We start from the raw sequence: 16,651 nt of genomic DNA on the forward strand, positions 1-16,651 counted from the left end.
CGCCCTTCACTTGGCTTCCGGGTAGTCCCTGAGAAACACCCAACGGTCCCCTTCTGACATGTCGTTCTGAAAACGATAACCGCCGTAGTCAAAGCTCTTAAGCCCTTCGGGATCCTGAATGCGATTGTGGATCATAAAGCGCGCCATTGAACCACGTGCTTTCTTGGCAAAGAAAGACACGATTTTGGCTTTGCCATCTCGCTCTTCCATAAAGACCGGGGTGATCACGCGCATTTTCAACGCCTTAAGGTCCACCGCTCCAAAGTATTCTTGGCTGGCACAGTTGACGAGCGTGTCAGTATTCAAAGCTTCAGCCTGTGCATGCAGGGCCTTTGCCGGAGCAGTCCGCCAATACTCGTAAAGCGATGCTCCGCGGCGGGTCTTCAGACGGCTGCCCATCTCCAGCCGATATGGCTGAATCGCATCCAGCGGCCGCAGCACACCATATAAGCCTGACAAAATGCGCAGATGTTCCTGAGCCCAGGTCATTTCCTCTGGTTCAAGACTGGCCGCATCCAATCCCACATAGGTGTCACCAGCAAAAGCATGAACCGCAGGGCGCGTCATGTCTGCATCGGGCTCTGCCTCAAACGCTTTAAATCGGTCGCGATTCAGACGCGCCAGATCTTCGCTCAAGTCCATCAGCTTGCGCAGCTCACCCAAAGTCAGGTTCCGCGCTGTTCTCGCAAGGCGTACAGCGTCTTCCTGAAAGTCTGGCGCGGTCATAGGGCCGTCAACAGCGTCCCAATTCAGGCGTTTGGCCGGAGAAATCACAACAAGCATTCGGCAGCTCCATCTGGTTTAGAACTCTTCTAATCCGCTCTATGCAGAACGTCCAGAAAAGCTGCACCAAATCGATCTGCTCGCCGATCCCCCAGCAATCGCTCCATGTCCTGAGAGGTGCGCGGCTTTTGGCTCGCGATTTTCGCCAAGAGTGACGCTGAACAGCTCATTGGTTTGTCAATTCCGGTAGGGCCCCGCATCAGTTGCGACTGCGCCTCCAACAATTGGTCATAGAGGTCAGCATCCTGCCGTCCCGCAATTTTACGGCGACTGGGGTGCAATTGCTCTGCCTCGCCGTTGATCACCTCCAAGAACGCATCACCATAATTGGCAAGTTTCTTGGCTCCGACCCCACTCACCCTTGCCATCTCATCAAGATCTGCAGGCCGTGTTTCTGCCATTTCAGCCAATGTGCGGTCAGGGAAAATAACATATGCAGGCACTTTGGCTGCTTCTGCTAAGGCGCGTCTTTTGGCTTTGAGGGCAGACATCAACGGGGTGTTTTCTTCGCTCACAAGTGTCTTTGCGGCGGGGCGACGCGAGGTGACACGAATGGTATCGCGACGCAGCTCAACGCGTTCTTCATCACGCAATACCGGACGCGCGCGCTCTGTCATCGTCAGGGCGCCATGGCGTTCGGGATTTGGACGCACCAGATCGTGCCCCATCATCTGCCGGAACACCGCTTGCCACTGGCGCTTGTCAAATTCGCCACCTACGCCGAAGGTGGGCAGCGCATCGTGACCACGTTCGCGCACTTTGTCAGTTTCGTTGCCGAGCAAGATGTCGATCAAGTGGCCGGTGCCAAACCACTCGCCTGTCCTCAAGATCGCCGAAAGCGCTTTGCGCACAGCTTCGGTGCCGTCAAAAACTTCGGGCGGCGTATCGCAGAGGTCACATTTGCCGCAGGTGACCTCATCTTCGCCGAAGTACTTTAGCAACTGTTCCCGGCGGCACTTCAGCGCTTCGGCCAGCCCCAACAACGCGTTGAGCCGCGCATGATCTGCGGCGCGGCGCTCCGGCGGGGCGAGTCCCTCATCAATCTGGGAACGGCGCAGACGAATGTCATCGGGGCCAAACAACGTAAAGGTCTCTGCTGGTGCACCATCGCGCCCTGCCCGGCCAATTTCCTGATAATAGGCTTCAATAGATTTTGGCAGATCCGCATGAGCCACCCAACGGATATCGGGCTTATCTACCCCCATGCCAAAGGCCACAGTCGCCACAACGATCAACCCATCTTCACGCTGAAACGTCGCCTCTGTTTCACGCCGTTCCTGCGGGTCCATGCCTCCGTGATAAAACAGAGCCTGATGACCGTCTTCGCGCAGCGCTTTGGCAAGGCTTTCGGTTTTCGCGCGGGTCCCGCAATAGACAATGCCGGACTGCCCTTTGCGGGCTGCCGCGAACTGCAGGATCTGGCGGCGTGGGTTGTCTTTCGCAGCGAACGCGAGGTGTAAATTGGGGCGGTCAAAACCGTGCAGGAACACCTGCGGCGTGCGCCCGTCAAACAGGCGTTCAACAATTTCGTCGCGCGTTTCCGCATCTGCGGTGGCGGTGAATGCGGCAATTGGAACACTCAGCGCGCGCTGCAATTCTCCGATGCGTAGATAATCTGGGCGAAAGTCATGCCCCCATTGGCTGACACAATGAGCCTCATCCACGGCAATCAGGCTCACGCCAATCTTGCGCAACATGCCCAACGCGGCACCGGAGGCCAATCTCTCAGGCGCGATATAAAGAAGTTTGAGCCGCCCGGCTTCAATTGCATCCCAAACTTGGGCTGTCTCCTCATCAGTATTGCCCGACGTCAACGCGCCGGCCTCAACACCGCTTTCCCGCAGCGCGCGCACTTGATCCCGCATCAGAGCAATCAGCGGGGATATCACAACCGTGACACCATCCCGCAGCAAGGCCGGGAGTTGAAAACAGAGAGATTTACCGCCACCCGTGGGCATGATGGCCAGGACATTCTCGCCCGTAGCCACCGCATTGACGATCTCTTCCTGCCCAGGGCGGAAGGCGTCAAAGCCAAAAACATCACTGAGAACGGTGCTGGCGGCCCGCATTGTTCACCTTATTTATCTGGGCAATCTGCTCTGGGCAGTTGTCCCATAGTGTCCAAGCGGGCTCAAGCCCGAACAACGATTTAGAACAGGATCGCAGGCAGGATGTAGTCACGCAAAGAAATGATGATCACAAAGACCACCAAAGGCGCCAGATCCAGAGGCCGCGTGTCCGGCAAGATCCGGCGGACAGGTTCATAGATTGGCTCCAGCAAACGGTTCAGACCGGTCCAGATTTGCGCCACAATCGGCTGACGCAAGTTGAGCACCTGAAAATTGATCAACCAGCTCATGATGATATGCGCCAGCATAAAGAAGAAGGCGATGTCCAAGATCAGCTTCAGCGGACCGTAAATTGCCATCATGAGAGGCTCCTTTGCTTTGATTGGCTCACAGTTAAGCGCGACGGGCAAAAAGCACAAGACTGACGCGAGGAAGTCGGTTGACGAAGCGTTTAAAGCGCCGTTCAAGAGCGCCAAAGGAGAGACCGATGTATCCAATCATGCGCATGGTCAAAGAGCTGATCAAATACCGCAACGCTGCGCCTCTGCCGCTGACTGGCACCCATGTGTCCTCTCACCGTTGCTGGCCCTCAGATATTGATCTCTGGATGGAACTCAACAATGGCCGCACCCTGACACTGTTTGATCTGGGGCGGATCCCTTTGGCCAGCCGCATCGGGCTCGTGCCAGTGCTCCGCCAAAACAAATGGAGCCTCACCATGGCAGGTGCGTCTGTGCGCTACCGCCGCCGCATTCGCACATTTGAGAAAATCGAGATGCGCAGCCGCACCGCTTTCTGGGATGAGCGCTTTGTCTACATCGAACAATCGATGTGGAAACAAAATGGAGAGTGCGCAAACCACGCGCTATATCGTGCGGCCGTGACAGATCGAAATGGCATCGTATCACCGGCGCGCGTGATGGAAGCGCTTGGCAGCGCAGAAACCCCGCCTCCTGCGCCAGAATGGATCCTCGCCTGGATTGAGGCGGAGACCACCAGACCATGGCCCCCAATGCAGGAATAGCTTGCTCTGGTTGAGTATCCCTGTCTAATTGACGTCAAAATCCGAAGGGGATGCGGATGGAAAAAACAACGACGCGCAAGCGCATCTGGGGTTGGTTCTTTTTTGATTGGGCGAGCCAGCCATATAACACGCTCCTGATCACTTTTATTTTTGCGCCCTATGTCAAAGACTTGATCGGCGATGGCGCGAAAGCACAGGCGGCATGGGGTTTTGGCATTGCCGCCGCAGGTGTGATCATTGCCGTTCTGGCCCCTGTTTTGGGTGCCATGTCAGACACCTCCGGCAATCGCTTGCGCTGGATCTGGCTGTTCTCGGTGATGTATGTGGTTGGGTCTTTTGGGCTATGGTGGGCGGCGCCAGACAATTTCAACCTGACATGGACATTAACGCTCTTTGCGATCGGCATGATCGGCATGGAGTTCGCCACAATTTTTACCAACTCGATGTTGCCGGATCTTGGCAGCAAGGAAGAAATCGGACGGATTTCAGGAAATGGTTGGGCCTTTGGCTATGTGGGTGGTCTGATCGCGCTTGTGATCATGCTCACCTTGTTTGCCGAAGACGCAAAGAGTGGCAAAACGCTGATTGGTCTGGACCCGATGTTTGGTCTGGATGCAGAGCAACGTGAAGGCACCCGCTTTGTCGGTCCTCTTACGGCAATTTGGTACGCCGTCTTTATGATACCCTTTGTGCTTTGGGTTCGCGATCCGCGGCCGACCAAACCAAGAAAAGGCGCCGTTGGCAAAGCACTTACCAATGTTTGGGGAACGGTCCGCAACCTGCCCAAAACGCCGTCTCTCTTTGCCTATCTTGGCAGCTCGATGTTTTATCGCGACGCCCTCAATGGCATGTATACTTTCGGGGGCATCTATGCGGCGGGCGTGCTGAACTGGTCGGTTGTGGATGTTGGCATCTTCGGCATTCTGGCAATCATTTCCGGCGCTATTTTTGCGTGGCTTGGCGGGAAGGCTGACACGCAATTTGGCCCAAAGCCGGTGATCAAAACCTGTATCCTGATGCTCTGTGGAGTCGCAATCGCGACCATCTTTGTGTCGAGAGAGAGCGTTTTGGGCATCGCTGTGGAGCCTCAGTCCAAACTGCCAGACTATGCCTTCTATGTGCTGGGCATCGTGATTGGCGCGGCGGGCGGTGTGATTCAGTCCGCAAGCCGCACAATGATGGTGCGCCAAGCCATTCCGGAACGCACTGCAGAATCTTTTGGTCTCTATGCCCTGGCGGGCAAAGCCACGTCTTTCATCGCCCCATTTTTGATCGGTATCATGACCACGGTATCAGGCAGCCAACAGATTGGCGTTACGCCGCTCATCGCTCTTTTCTTGTTAGGCCTGATCCTGCTACGCTGGGTTGACCCAGAAGGAGATCATGCAAAATGGGGCCACGCCTCCTCATCCTCCTAACACTGTTTGGCCTGATAGCCTGTCAGAGCGATACGGATACAAAGCCCACGCTTGCGGTTTCGACGCAGCAAGAAGTGCCCGCGACAATGCAAGGGATTGCCGCCAAACAACTGTTTGGCGCAAAGCCTGATGGTTCAAATCAGAGCAGTGCACCCTTTGGCAGCTATGCAAAAGGGTGCCTTGCAGGCGGTGCTGAACTTTCTGAAACGGGCCCAACCTGGCAAGCAATGCGGCTTTCACGAAACCGCAACTGGGGCCATCCTGAAACCATCTCCTACATTCAGGAACTCTCCGCCAAAGCTGCCCAACAGCCGGGGTGGAACGGCCTCTATATTGGAGACATCAGCCAGCCCCGCGGCGGGCCGATGTTGTCAGGTCACCGCAGCCACCAGCTTGGTCTTGACGTGGATATCTGGATGCGGCCGGCGGATCGGCTCAATCTAAGTGCCAGTGAACGCGAAAGTATTTCCTCAACATCCATGCGGCGCAGCAATGGGGCTTATGTCAACAGCAGCTGGACGCGACAGCACCACGAGATCCTGAAGGCTGCTGCGAAGGACCCTCGCGTGGCCCGGATTTTTGTGTTTCCCGGCGCAAAGGTGCAAATGTGCGAGGACGAAAAAGGCGATCGCGCTTGGCTCAGGAAGATCAGACCGTGGTGGGGGCATCACTATCACTTCCATGTGCGCCTGAATTGCCCAGCGGGGACACAAGGATGCATCAATCAAGATCCCCCGCCAGCAGGTGACGGCTGCGATGATGCCCGAAAATGGGTGCAGGACATTCTCTTCCCACCACCGCCGCCACCGCCAGATCCCAATGCGCCCAAGCCGAAACCACGCCGTGACCTTCAAATGACAGATCTGCCTCGCCAATGTATCGCCGTCTTGCAATCTCAATAGTTGCCTGCCTCACGCTTTCTGCTGGATTTGCACTTTGGGCGGAAGCGGGCAACCCAAAGACTGGTGAGGCGGACCACCTGTCGACCTATCGCTGGCAAATTCATGAGGGCTGGTTCGGCGGGTTTTCCGGCCTTGAAGTGTCTGACGATGGGACGCGGCTGGTGACCATTTCTGACAGAGGCCACATTGTAACTGCCGATATTTCACGTGCGCGTGGCGACATTGTTGGTTTGGTCAATGTCACGCAATTCAAACTTCTGAATCCAGAGGGGGCCTTTCCCGCGCAACCGACTCGTCGCGATAGCGAAGGGTTGGCGCAGCTTCCGAGCGGGCAATTGGTCGTTTCCTATGAAGGAAACCATCGACTGGAACGCAGGGCATCCCCAGATGCGCTGCCTGCCCCACTTCCTCGAGATGCGTGGTTTAAGACCATGGCAGCGAACTCAGGCTTTGAAGCGCTCGCTGTCAGCAGCGATGGGAGACTGTTTGCAATGCCAGAAGCCGCTGTCGAGGACACGAATCGCATTCAGGTCTACACGCTGCTGGGGTCTCACTGGCACCCTGCCTTTACTTTGAACCGGGATACAAAGTTTCAACCCGTGGGTGCCGATTTTGGACCGGATGGCAGATTCTATGTTCTCGAACGTGGCTTCAACGGGATCGGTTTCCGCACGCGTGCCCGCAGTTTCCGTATCGATGGCACCGAGGCAAACGATGAAAAACTCCTGTTTCGCAATGGCATAGGTGGCCATGACAATCTCGAAGGCATTTCGGTCTGGCGCGACAGTGAGGGGCGCATTCGTCTTACCATGATCTCGGATGACAACTTCAGACTGATCCAGCGCACAGAAATTGTGGAATATGTCATTCCTCAATAAAACTTGATTTGCCCTCTTCTGACTTATACACGCCTGACGTCCCGCGATGCGCGTGGGGCCAAGTCGCCGCTACCTTGTCAAAACGGGCTAAAGCTTATGAACAAGACCTATCTTCCTGGCATTCTTGCCATGGCTGCCATCGTGGTGGCCTCTAACATCCTTGTGCAGTTCCTTTATGGCCAATGGCTGACATGGGGTGCATTTACCTATCCTCTCGCTTTCCTCGTGACCGATGTGATGAACCGGGTGTACGGCGTTTCCGCTGCGCGCCGTGTGGTTCTGGTCGGCTTCATCGTTGGTGTGATCTGCTCCTTCATTGGTACAAAGATCATGCTGGAAGGCGACGGGTTCACCTATCCGGCTGTGACGCTGCGGATTGCGATTGGCTCTGGTTTGGCGTTCCTGACCGCGCAACTGCTTGATGTTGCTATCTTTGATCGCCTGCGCAACGGGGCTTGGTGGCGGGCGCCGCTGGCGTCCACGCTGATCGGCTCTTCGCTGGATACCGCGATTTTCTTCACCATTGCCTTTAGTGGCGCACTCTCCTTCATCGAACCTGGCAACGACGTGAGCTGGGCCGGTGAAATGCTGCCGCTTCTGGGCGCGGGTCCAGTGGCCCCTCTGTGGGTCAGTCTTGGATTTGCTGATTGGATGGTCAAACTATCGCTTGCTTTGCTCGCTCTTGTGCCATTCCGCATCATCGTGGGGTCTTTGACAGCACGCACCACATGATTTTGTTTGACATATCTCCAACCTGTGGCAGGCTGAAGATACGCGAAACAATCTGAAAGGAGGTGCCCATTGTCTAGAGAAGCTATGGAGAACGGAGTCGGAACAGTTTGGAAGGAGTGCAGCTGAGGCAGCCCTTGGCTGACATAAGATCCGAATTGGTGTTGACCTAACCGGCGCACCTCCAATCATCTCGAAGGGCTGTTTCCAACGCGGGAAGCAGCCCTTTTTGCTGGCGTGTTAACCGCTTTTATCGGCAAAAACCCCACATCGGTATTGCGTCGGTATTGCGACTGTATTGCGTAGGTGGAATTTTTGGGCGCATAGAAAAGCACATCTGTTAACCCACCGGCCGCGCAACGCGGGGAGCGCCATGCTGAGAATCAGCGATGACATCACGATTGAGGACTGGGAGCTGACCGAACAGTTCGTCCGTGCCAGTGGCCCCGGCGGGCAGAATGTGAACAAGGTCTCCACCGCTGTTGAACTGCGATTTGAGGCGGCGCGCTCGCCGAATCTGACCGCGCCGATCAAGGCACGGCTGAAACGGCTGGCGGGACGTCGCTGGACAAAAGACGGCGCGCTGATCCTGCAATGTGATGAAACCCGCAGCCAATCCCGCAACCGCGATATCGCGCGCGAGCGTCTGGCCGAGTTGATCCGCAAAGCGCTGGTGGCACCCAAGCGCCGGATCAAAACCAAACCCACATATGGCAGTCAGCAGCGGCGGCTGAAGGCCAAAAAGGAACGCGGCGAGGTGAAATCCATGCGCGGCAAAATCCGCGGCGAGGACAGCTGAACCCAGCCAAGCGTCGTGCCGTTACGAAATTACCACAAAACCCCGCTTGGCATGCCCGGACGATCAACCTAGGGTCGCGCCCAAATTGGGGAGACTGACATGACCAGCAGCATTGAACGCCGTGCCCGGCTTTTGGGGCCACATATGACCACCTTCTACAAAGAGCCTGTGCATGTGGCGCGCGGCGAAGGTGTTTGGCTGTGGGACACCGATGGCGCGCAATATCTGGACTGCTACAACAACGTGCCGCATGTGGGCCATTGCCACCCCAAAGTGGTGGAAGCGATTGCGAAACAGGCGGCGGTGCTGAACACACATACGCGCTATGTGCATGACGGCATTCTGGAATACGGCGAAGCGCTGACTGCGAAATTTGACCATGATCTCAGCAGCATGGTGATGGTCTGTTCCGGCTCTGAAGCCAATGATGTGGCGCTGCGCATGGCGCAGGCGATGACCGGTAAGACCGGGGTGATCACCACCGACAACACCTATCATGGCAACACCTCTGCGGTGAGCCAGCTGAACAGCTCCAAGGTGCCGATTGGCGGTTTTCAGGAGCATGTGCAGCGTGCGCCGGCGCCAGACAATATGATGCCACCCGGCGGCACACGCGAAGGTCAGGCAGCGGCTTTTGCCGCAGGCGTGAAACAGGCGATTGCCACATTGGAAGAAAACGGCCACGGCGTTTCGGCGCTGATCGTGTGCCCCTATTTTGCCAATGAAGGCTTCCCGACGCTGGAAGAGGGGTTTCTGGATGAGGCGATTGCGCTGGTTCGAGCGGCGGGTGGCCTGATCATTGCCGATGAGGTGCAGCCGGGCTTTGGCCGGATTGGCAGCCATTGGTGGGGGCATCAGAAACTGAATTTTGCGCCTGACATCGTGACGCTGGGCAAGCCGATGGGCAACGGACACCCGGTGGCGGCAGTGATCACGCGGCCCGAAATCCTGACCTGTTTTCAGGAAGGGTTCAAATATTTCAACACCTTCGGCGGAAACCCGGTGAGTGCGGCGGCGGCGATGGCGGTGCTGAATGTGGTTGAGGATGAACAGCTGGTGGCCAATGCCAAGACGGTGGGCGACTATACGCTGGATCTGCTTGGCGCCTTGCAGGCGCGCTATGATGTGATTGCGGATGTGCGCGGCTCTGGCCTGTTTCTGGGCGTAGAGCTGTGGCGTGATGGCAAACCTGCGACCGAGTTGTGCGATGCGGTGGTCGAGGCGATGCGCCATCGCGGGGTTCTGCTGCACACCGAAGGACGGTTTGACAACACACTGAAAATCCGCCCGCCCTGTGTGTTTGACAAGGCAAACGCGGATCAATTGGTCGATGTGATGGACGCAGCACTCAACGCAGCACTGGGAGCAATGGCATGAACGAAGCACAAGCCATGAGCGCCGCGCAGGACGCACTGACAGCATGGGGCGTGTCCGCAGCACCCCGACTGATCAAGAACCGTGAAAACATCGTGTTGGAGGCGGTCGGCCCCGATGGGCAACGCGCGGCGCTGCGCCTGCATCGGCCCGGCTATCAGAGCGATGATGCGATCCGTTCTGAACTCTGGTGGTCAGAGGCGTTGGTGGCGGCGGGGATGACCGTGCCACAGCCGATCCGCACCCTCGCTGGGGATGTGCTCGCCACGGGTGGCGCGCGGGTGGCCTCGTTGGTGACCTGGCTTGAGGGCGAACCGCTCGGCGAAGGCGGTGTGCCGCTGGCGATGGATGCGCCAAAGCAAGACGCGCTGCATGAAGCGCTTGGCGCAGAGCTGGCCCGCCTGCATGTGGCGAGCGATGCGATGACGCGGCCTGACGCCTTTGAACGGGTCACGCTCGATCTGGAGGCGCTGCTGGGCGATGATCCCGCCTGGGGCCGGTTTTGGGAAAACCCCAGCCTGACCGCAGAGGAATCCGCGCTGCTGCAAACCACCCGCGACAAATTGCGCGATGTGATTGCCGCCCATGCAGAGACGGGTGGTGACTTTGGCCTGATCCACGCGGATGCGCTGCGGGAAAACGTGCTGGTGCAGGGCGATCAGGTGCGGCTGATTGATTTTGACGACGGCGTCTTTGGCTTCCGCATGTATGAGCTGGGCGTGGCCATGTCGCAGAACTATGATCAGCCCAATCAGGATGCGCTGGGGGCGGCCCTGTTGCGTGGCTATGCCTCTGTGCGTCCGCTGCCGGATAACGCGGCTGCGCTGCTTGAGGCGTTCACTTTGATGCGCGGGCTCGCGAGCTGTGGCTGGACCATAGGGCGCTATGCAGATGAGGACCCAGCGGTGCGCGACTATGCCGAACGGGCGCTGGAAATGGCGCGGCGGTGGCTGGGCTGATCGTATAGATCATCCACAGACCAGAGTCGGCGCGCTCAGACGATCACGTCCATTTTGTCCTGTGCGCCGACGCTGAACACACGTTTGTAACGGTCGATTTCGTCCTGCGGCCCCATCGCCTTGTTGGGGTTGTCAGAGAGTTTGACCGTCGGGCGGCCATCCGCCTTGATCGCCTTGCAGACCAGAGAGAACGGCGCGAGGCCATCATCGGGGGTGAGACCTCGGAAATCATTGGTGAGCAAAGTGCCCCAGCCAAAGGACACGCGCGCGCGGCCGGCAAACTGGGTATGCAGCTCGGCGATTTTGTCGGTGTCCAGACCATCGGAGAAGATGATGAGTTTCTTGGTGGGGTCTTCGCCGCGCTCTTTCCACCAGCGGATCGCGGTTTCCGCACCTGTGGCGGGGTCGCCGCTGTCGATGCGAATGCCGGTCCAGCCTGCAAGCCAATCCGGCGCGCGTTTCAGGAAGCCTTCGGTGCCATAAGTGTCTGGCAGGATGATGCGCAGATTGCCGTCATGTTCCACATGCCAGTCTTCGAGCACCTTATAGGGCGCGCGGGCGAGTTCCTGATCGGTGTCCGCGAGAGCAGAGATCACCATGGGCATTTCATGGGCGTTGGTGCCAATCGCCTCCAGATCGCGTTTCATGGCGATCAGGCAGTTGGAGGTGCCGACAAATTTGTCGCCAAGCCCCTCGACCATGGCCTGCACACACCAATCCTGCCACAGGTAGGAATGGCGGCGGCGGGTGCCAAAATCGGCAATGCGCAGATCCGGCAGGGTGCGCAGGTGATCGATTTTTTCCCAGAGCTTGGTCATGGCGCGGGCATAGAGCACCTGCAGCTCAAACTTGCGCATGTCATGCAGCACGGCGCGGCCGCGCAGCTCCATCAGTACGGCCAGCGCGGGAATTTCCCAGAGCATGACCTCATGCCATTTGCCTTCAAAGGTCAGCTCATATTGGCCGTCGCGCTTCTCCAGATGGTAGTCTGGCAAGCGCATGTTCTCAAACCATTCCATGAAATCGGGGCGGAACATCTGGCGTTTGCCATAGAAAGTGTTGCCGCGCAGGAAGGTGCTTTCCCCGCGTGAGAGCGACAGCGACTTGATGTGATCGAGCTGTTCGCGCAGCTCGCCTTCGTCGATCAGATCAGCCAGCCGCACTTTGGAGGAGCGGTTGATCAGGCTGAATGTGACATGGGCATCGGGGCGGTTTCGAAAGATCGACTGACACATCAACAACTTATAAAAGTCGTTGTCGATGAGAGAGCGCACAATTGGATCAATCTTCCATTTGTGGTTCCAGACACGGGTTGCGATATCGACCATCTTGACTGGCCCCCAAATTCACAGATTTTGCTTTTGATACCGACAATAAGACCCGGCTCCAAGCCCATAAGGCGGGCTTAGACCTCTAAAGGTTCCGCATCGCGTGTTTCCAGCACGCTGGCGAGGGTCTCAAGCAGTTCTGCACGGCGCAGAGGCTTGCTCAGGAAGCTGTCCATTCCGGCCTGCATGCAGGCTTCTTTGTCGCTGCGATAGGCGTTTGCGGTGATGGCGATGATTTTTGGCTGCGGGATGCTGAGTCGGCGAATTTCGCGCGTGGCGTCCAGACCATCCATCACCGGCATAGACATGTCCATCAGCACAACGTCGGGCTCTTCACAGATGGTTTTTGCCACCGCTTCCGACCCATCCTCAGCAATCACCAGCCGGATCGGCAGCGACTTCAGCATCTTTTTGATCAGCAGCTGGTTGGTGCGATTGTCCTCTGCCAGCAACAAGGTGACCCCTTTGAACACAGTTTCATCGGGAAGATTCTGAGCGCAGGTTTTGCCTTGCTCGGGGGGGCGCGCCTTCAAGATGTTCACATCAATTGTGAAACAGGATCCGAGCCCCAGCGTGCTGGTCGCGGTAACGTCGCCGCCCATCATCCGCGCCAACTGACGCGAAATCGCCAGGCCAAGCCCGGTTCCGCCAAATTGGCGGGTGGTCTCAGCGTCCGCTTGTTCAAATTGCTCAAAAATATGCGACAGCCTGTCAGATGAGATCCCCATGCCTGTGTCACGTACCTGTATGGTAAGGCCACCGCCGCCCTCGCGGCATGCGACATCAACATCGACGCTGCCAAATTCAGTGAACTTAATCGCGTTGCCGATCACGTTCAGCAGGATCTGACGCAGGCGGCCATGATCCCCCAGCAGATACTGTGGCAGCCCCTCCTGAATGTTCACATTCAGTGCCAGATCCTTGGCACCGGCCTGTGGACCAAGCAGGGTGCTGATTTCCTGTATGAAGGTCGGCAACTCAAAGCGGGTGGGATTGATTGTGACACTGCCATCTTGCAGCTTTGAATAATCCAGAATGTCATTGATGATCGTCAGCAGCGCCTCAGAGGAATGCCGGATGGTTTGCACGTAGAGCGCATCTTCTGGCCCCAAGTCGGAATCTGCGAGCAGATCCGCCATGCCAATGATCCCATTCATGGGTGTTCGGATTTCGTGGCTCATATTGGCCAAGAAAATGGTCTTTGCCTTTTCACCAATCTCCGCAGCACGCTTGGCCTCTGCCATGTCCGTTTCGTAATTTTTCTGCTCTGTGATGTCGCGCTCGATTGAGACATACACTTCCAATTGGCCGTCCTCATCAAAGACAGGCGCGGCATTGCTTTCGACCCAAAAAGGTTTGCCGGATTTGGTGTAGTTCAGATTGACGGTCTGTGCGCTTTCACCAGTTAAGACCGTATCTGAAAGTTTCTTTTGCACTGTGTCGTCAGACTCTGGGCCATAAAGAAATTCGCCGGGACGTTTGCCGAGCACCTCATCCAATGTGTAACCGGTGCGTTTGGTGAAGGCCGGGTTCGCCCAAAGAATGCGGACTTCTTTGTCCAGCATGAGCACGCCTTCGGCGGCATTTTCTGGAATGGAGGCAAGACGACGGGTTTCGCGCTGCTGGGCAAGCAGTGAGGCGTTTGCCTTGGCCAGCGCCAGCGCCTGTTCAATCTGTCGACGCTTTTGTTTGAGATCGCGAAAGCGGCCCTTGGTGACATATCCCACAAATGGCAGCATCGCATAGACCACCATCCCTGTGGCCGCCATATCAAACAGCAGCTGCGTGCCATCGTGACTGCCCAGATAGAAATTCGCCAAGTAAAGCAGGGACAACGCGAGCGCAAAGACCGACAGCCGGATCAGTGAGGCGGTGCGATGGAACGCCAGTGACATGATGGCGTTAATCGCACCGGCGATAAAGTAGCTGATACAAACAAGAAGCCCCGCTTCGCCGGGGATGTTAAACCACATCACTGAGACAAAAACAGAGAGGCCGCAGGCCTGAAACAGCGCAGACAGGCTGGTTTGAAAGAAGATGGTATCGGGGGAGGTACCCGCCTTGAGCCGCGCACTGACCCGGCGGAGCAGCATCAAATCCACGACCTCGCCAATCAGCGCGGCAGAGAAAGCCAGCAAACCGACCTCAATGGACGATGCCATCATCAGCATGACAGCGCCAATTGCGACGATCAGCTGACGGTTGACGAAATGACGGCGACGCCCCCGCGCGTATCGCGCCAGCCGACCGGACCGCGTGTTGCTGCGATCAAAGTTGGCAAGCGCTTGTCTTAGTTCTCGTATGCCTGCTGACATGCGCAGATCCCCAAAAGTAATACACTGTTAATGCCTCTAAAGGGTTAACAAATTCCAAATTGTTAATATTAAATTTTAGCAACACCCGCGGACTGCATCGCTTGCCATGCGGCGGCAAGAGATCCGTCCAGATCAATGGCGCGGCAGAGGCTGTCTTGCACAGAAACTTCAAACCCAAGACGTGCCGCATCCTGCGCGGAGAAACTGACGCAGAAATCAGTGGCCAAGCCAACCAGTGTCAGCGCGGTGACGCCCCGGGTGCGCAGATAGCCTTCGAGCCCGGTGGGGGTGGTTTGATCATTTTCAAAGAAGGCAGAATAGCTGTCGATGGCGGGGTTCATGCCCTTTCGGATGATGAGATCGGCACGATCGGTATCCAGACCCTTGTGAAAGGCTGCGCCATCGCTGCCCTGAACGCAGTGGTCCGGCCAGAGCACCTGCGGCCCGTAGGGCATATCCACCATATCATAAGGCGCCTTGCCTGCGTGGCTGCTTGCAAAGGAGGAATGCCCCGATGGGTGCCAATCCTGGGTCAGCACAATGGTGCCAAAATCCTGCATACGCGCATTGATGCCCGGCACAATCTGATCGCCCTCAGGCACCGCCAATGCGCCACCTGGGCAAAAATCATTCTGCACATCGATGACGATCAATGCTTCGGACATGGTGCTCTCCTCATTGCTTTTGACAGCAAGGTGAAGAAGCCTGTGCGCAAGGTCAATGATGACGTCTGTTTGGTGCTGCCGAAGCGATGCGACAGGCGCAGCGCTGGCGCGTTATTCGGCGGCCACATCTTTCTGGGTATCGGCACCCAGCTCTGTGATCTCTGAAATCACGCCGCGCAGGCGGTTGCGGAAGGTTTCAAAATCCGCATTTGGCGTGATCTCGACCTCATCCATATAGAGAGAGCGGTCGATCTCTATCTGGATGGCATGCTGGCGGCGATGGGGGCGGCCGTATTGCTGCGTCACATACGCACCGGCAAACGGGGTGTTGCGCGACACGCGAAAACCGGCGCGCGCAAAGGCGGCTTCGATCTGATCGACGAGGTCCACATCCGCGGCGGCCCCGAAGCGATCCCCCAGCACGATCTCCGGCCGACTGCCGCCCCGGCGCGAGACGCTAGCGACCGCTTCATGTGGCATGGAGTGACAATCAATGAGAATCGCTTCGCCAAATTTGGCATGTGCGGTCTTCAAGAGATTCGTCAGGGCTGTGTGGTAGGGCCGCCAGTAGTGATCGACTCGGTGATCGGCCTCTGCGCGACTCATTTTTCCGTGATAAATCGCCCGCCCATTGGCAACGACTCGGGGAATCACCCCAAGGCCAGAGGCCACGCGCGGATTGTGACCCACTTTGCGCACGCCCTGAATGAGGGCCGGATCCAACTCTTCGGCGGCGCGGTTGAGATCCAGCAAGGCGCGCGGGGCCGTGGCGACCAGAAGCGGCGCGCCAAAGCCCGGCGCATCGGCAAACAGCTTATCTACAAAGGCATCTTCCGAGGATCGAATCGTATGCGCGTTGAGCAACGAGCGCTGCACAAACCAATCCGGATAGTCATTTCCGCTGTGCGGAGACGCAAAAACCACCGAAGTGCGGCGGTTTTTGGGGGCAAAAATGTGATAAGCCTGCTTTTGCATCGTCTCTCCTGTTCCCCTAAATTATAGACGCAAAAATTACTGTGCCAAAAGCCCTTGATCCCCCTCGCGACTCCTTTTATAGAACCGCAACCGGCGCGGATTTCCGCGCCCCTTTCATTAGGGGCTCGGACTTATACGTCGGTAAAGGGCGATTAGCTCAGCGGTAGAGCACTTCGTTGACATCGAAGGGGTCACTGGTTCGATCCCAGTATCGCCCACCATGAATTCATCGCCTCTCGTTATGAGAGGTCCCGTAACCCCAGGCGCAATGCAGCGCCGCGAAATGAGGAGAAGGCCCATGAAGGTCAAGAACTCGCTCCGCTCGCTCAAGAACCGGCACCGCGATTGCCGCGTTGTGCGCCGCAAGGGCCGCGTTTACGTGATCAACAAGACCCAGCGTCGCTTCAAAGCACGTCAGGGCTAAGTCGCAAGA

At 57.2% G+C, this 16,651-nt stretch carries 16 protein-coding genes and 1 tRNA gene; 10 read left to right on the forward strand and 7 right to left on the reverse strand.

The features are described from left to right. Positions 1-6: 6 nt before the first annotated feature. The 3 genes from yaaA to J7413_RS06095 all read right to left on the reverse strand — a co-directional run bounded on the left by yaaA (position 7) and on the right by J7413_RS06095 (position 3,214). Positions 7-783: a peroxide stress protein YaaA gene (yaaA, locus tag J7413_RS06085; protein WP_209097169.1), complete on the reverse strand. Its 777-nt coding sequence runs from the start codon at positions 781-783 to the stop codon at positions 7-9. Between the two features lie 29 nt (positions 784-812). After that, entirely contained in the window at positions 813-2,852 is a 2,040-nt protein-coding gene (gene recQ, locus J7413_RS06090; RefSeq protein WP_209097170.1) for a DNA helicase RecQ, read from the reverse strand. Between the two features lie 80 nt (positions 2,853-2,932). Next, the gene (locus J7413_RS06095; protein ID WP_209097171.1) at positions 2,933-3,214 is read right to left on the reverse strand and encodes a YggT family protein; all 282 of its coding nucleotides are present in this window, start codon (positions 3,212-3,214) and stop codon (positions 2,933-2,935) included. Between the two features lie 125 nt (positions 3,215-3,339). Here J7413_RS06095 and J7413_RS06100 point away from each other — a divergent pair, with 125 nt between their 5' ends. From J7413_RS06100 to J7413_RS06135, 8 genes are all read left to right on the forward strand, one after another. Further along, on the forward strand, positions 3,340-3,876 hold the full coding sequence (locus J7413_RS06100) for an acyl-CoA thioesterase (protein WP_209097172.1): 537 nt from the start codon (positions 3,340-3,342) through the stop codon (positions 3,874-3,876). Positions 3,877-3,932: 56 nt separating this feature from the next. Further along, positions 3,933-5,294 carry an MFS transporter gene (locus J7413_RS06105; RefSeq protein ID WP_209097173.1) on the forward strand — a complete coding sequence of 454 codons (1,362 nt, stop codon included), beginning with the start codon at positions 3,933-3,935 and terminating at the stop codon, positions 5,292-5,294. Positions 5,295-5,380: 86 nt separating this feature from the next. Further along, complete coding sequence (mepA, locus tag J7413_RS06110) at positions 5,381-6,196, forward strand: penicillin-insensitive murein endopeptidase (RefSeq protein WP_247743378.1); 816 nt, start codon at positions 5,381-5,383, stop codon at positions 6,194-6,196. Next, positions 6,169-7,074, forward strand: a complete 906-nt coding sequence (locus tag J7413_RS06115) for an esterase-like activity of phytase family protein (RefSeq protein WP_209097175.1) — start codon at positions 6,169-6,171, stop codon at positions 7,072-7,074. Before mepA ends, J7413_RS06115 begins: the two co-directional genes overlap by 28 nt. Positions 7,075-7,170: 96 nt before the next feature. Next, positions 7,171-7,806: a queuosine precursor transporter gene (locus J7413_RS06120; RefSeq protein ID WP_209097176.1), complete on the forward strand. Its 636-nt coding sequence runs from the start codon at positions 7,171-7,173 to the stop codon at positions 7,804-7,806. A gap of 370 nt (positions 7,807-8,176) precedes the next feature. After that, complete coding sequence (arfB, locus tag J7413_RS06125; RefSeq protein WP_209097177.1) at positions 8,177-8,602, forward strand: alternative ribosome rescue aminoacyl-tRNA hydrolase ArfB; 426 nt, start codon at positions 8,177-8,179, stop codon at positions 8,600-8,602. Positions 8,603-8,701: 99 nt separating this feature from the next. Next, entirely contained in the window at positions 8,702-9,979 is a 1,278-nt protein-coding gene (locus J7413_RS06130) for an aminotransferase class III-fold pyridoxal phosphate-dependent enzyme (RefSeq protein WP_209097178.1), read from the forward strand. After that, the gene (locus tag J7413_RS06135; RefSeq protein WP_209097179.1) at positions 9,976-10,935 is read left to right on the forward strand and encodes a phosphotransferase; all 960 of its coding nucleotides are present in this window, start codon (positions 9,976-9,978) and stop codon (positions 10,933-10,935) included. The genes J7413_RS06130 and J7413_RS06135 overlap by 4 nt, the downstream gene beginning before the upstream one ends. Positions 10,936-10,970: 35 nt before the next feature. Here J7413_RS06135 and pncB read toward each other — a convergent pair whose 3' ends face one another. The 4 genes from pncB to J7413_RS06155 all read right to left on the reverse strand — a co-directional run bounded on the left by pncB (position 10,971) and on the right by J7413_RS06155 (position 16,218). Next, entirely contained in the window at positions 10,971-12,263 is a 1,293-nt protein-coding gene (gene pncB / locus J7413_RS06140; protein ID WP_209097180.1) for a nicotinate phosphoribosyltransferase, read from the reverse strand. 77 nt (positions 12,264-12,340) lie between these two features. Beyond that, a complete protein-coding gene (locus J7413_RS06145; protein ID WP_209097181.1) occupies positions 12,341-14,578 on the reverse strand; it encodes a PAS domain-containing hybrid sensor histidine kinase/response regulator in 2,238 nt (745 codons plus the stop codon). Positions 14,579-14,646: 68 nt separating this feature from the next. After that, positions 14,647-15,243 carry a bifunctional nicotinamidase/pyrazinamidase gene (pncA, locus tag J7413_RS06150; RefSeq protein WP_209097182.1) on the reverse strand — a complete coding sequence of 199 codons (597 nt, stop codon included), beginning with the start codon at positions 15,241-15,243 and terminating at the stop codon, positions 14,647-14,649. Between the two features lie 111 nt (positions 15,244-15,354). Continuing rightward, entirely contained in the window at positions 15,355-16,218 is an 864-nt protein-coding gene (locus J7413_RS06155) for an N-formylglutamate amidohydrolase (RefSeq protein WP_209097183.1), read from the reverse strand. Positions 16,219-16,364: 146 nt separating this feature from the next. On the opposite strand from J7413_RS06155, the gene J7413_RS06160 reads away from it, so the two are divergent. Together J7413_RS06160 and ykgO are read left to right on the forward strand one after the other, a co-directional pair. Further along, positions 16,365-16,439: transfer RNA gene (locus J7413_RS06160), tRNA-Val, on the forward strand. Between the two features lie 77 nt (positions 16,440-16,516). Continuing rightward, complete coding sequence (gene ykgO / locus J7413_RS06165) at positions 16,517-16,642, forward strand: type B 50S ribosomal protein L36 (protein WP_008562923.1); 126 nt, start codon at positions 16,517-16,519, stop codon at positions 16,640-16,642. Positions 16,643-16,651 lie beyond the last annotated feature (9 nt).

The organism is Shimia sp. R10_1, from assembly GCF_017744095.1.
GTDB lineage: Bacteria > Pseudomonadota > Alphaproteobacteria > Rhodobacterales > Rhodobacteraceae > Shimia.

Excerpts from the sequence above, each read along its gene's own strand:
- J7413_RS06120 (WP_209097176.1), top strand. The coding sequence starts at position 7,171 with ATGAACAAGACCTATCTTCCTGGCATTCTTGCCATGGCTGCCATCGTG.
- recQ (WP_209097170.1), bottom strand. The coding sequence starts at position 2,852 with ATGCGGGCCGCCAGCACCGTTCTCAGTGATGTTTTTGGCTTTGACGCC.
- J7413_RS06105 (WP_209097173.1), top strand. The coding sequence starts at position 3,933 with ATGGAAAAAACAACGACGCGCAAGCGCATCTGGGGTTGGTTCTTTTTT.
- mepA (WP_247743378.1), top strand. The coding sequence starts at position 5,381 with ATGCAAGGGATTGCCGCCAAACAACTGTTTGGCGCAAAGCCTGATGGT.
- J7413_RS06100 (WP_209097172.1), top strand. The coding sequence starts at position 3,340 with ATGTATCCAATCATGCGCATGGTCAAAGAGCTGATCAAATACCGCAAC.
- J7413_RS06145 (WP_209097181.1), bottom strand. The coding sequence starts at position 14,578 with ATGTCAGCAGGCATACGAGAACTAAGACAAGCGCTTGCCAACTTTGAT.
- pncA (WP_209097182.1), bottom strand. The coding sequence starts at position 15,243 with ATGTCCGAAGCATTGATCGTCATCGATGTGCAGAATGATTTTTGCCCA.
- J7413_RS06115 (WP_209097175.1), top strand. The coding sequence starts at position 6,169 with ATGTATCGCCGTCTTGCAATCTCAATAGTTGCCTGCCTCACGCTTTCT.
- J7413_RS06095 (WP_209097171.1), bottom strand. The coding sequence starts at position 3,214 with ATGATGGCAATTTACGGTCCGCTGAAGCTGATCTTGGACATCGCCTTC.
- ykgO (WP_008562923.1), top strand. The coding sequence starts at position 16,517 with ATGAAGGTCAAGAACTCGCTCCGCTCGCTCAAGAACCGGCACCGCGAT.
- yaaA (WP_209097169.1), bottom strand. The coding sequence starts at position 783 with ATGCTTGTTGTGATTTCTCCGGCCAAACGCCTGAATTGGGACGCTGTT.
- J7413_RS06130 (WP_209097178.1), top strand. The coding sequence starts at position 8,702 with ATGACCAGCAGCATTGAACGCCGTGCCCGGCTTTTGGGGCCACATATG.
- arfB (WP_209097177.1), top strand. The coding sequence starts at position 8,177 with ATGCTGAGAATCAGCGATGACATCACGATTGAGGACTGGGAGCTGACC.
- J7413_RS06135 (WP_209097179.1), top strand. The coding sequence starts at position 9,976 with ATGAACGAAGCACAAGCCATGAGCGCCGCGCAGGACGCACTGACAGCA.
- pncB (WP_209097180.1), bottom strand. The coding sequence starts at position 12,263 with ATGGTCGATATCGCAACCCGTGTCTGGAACCACAAATGGAAGATTGAT.
- J7413_RS06155 (WP_209097183.1), bottom strand. The coding sequence starts at position 16,218 with ATGCAAAAGCAGGCTTATCACATTTTTGCCCCCAAAAACCGCCGCACT.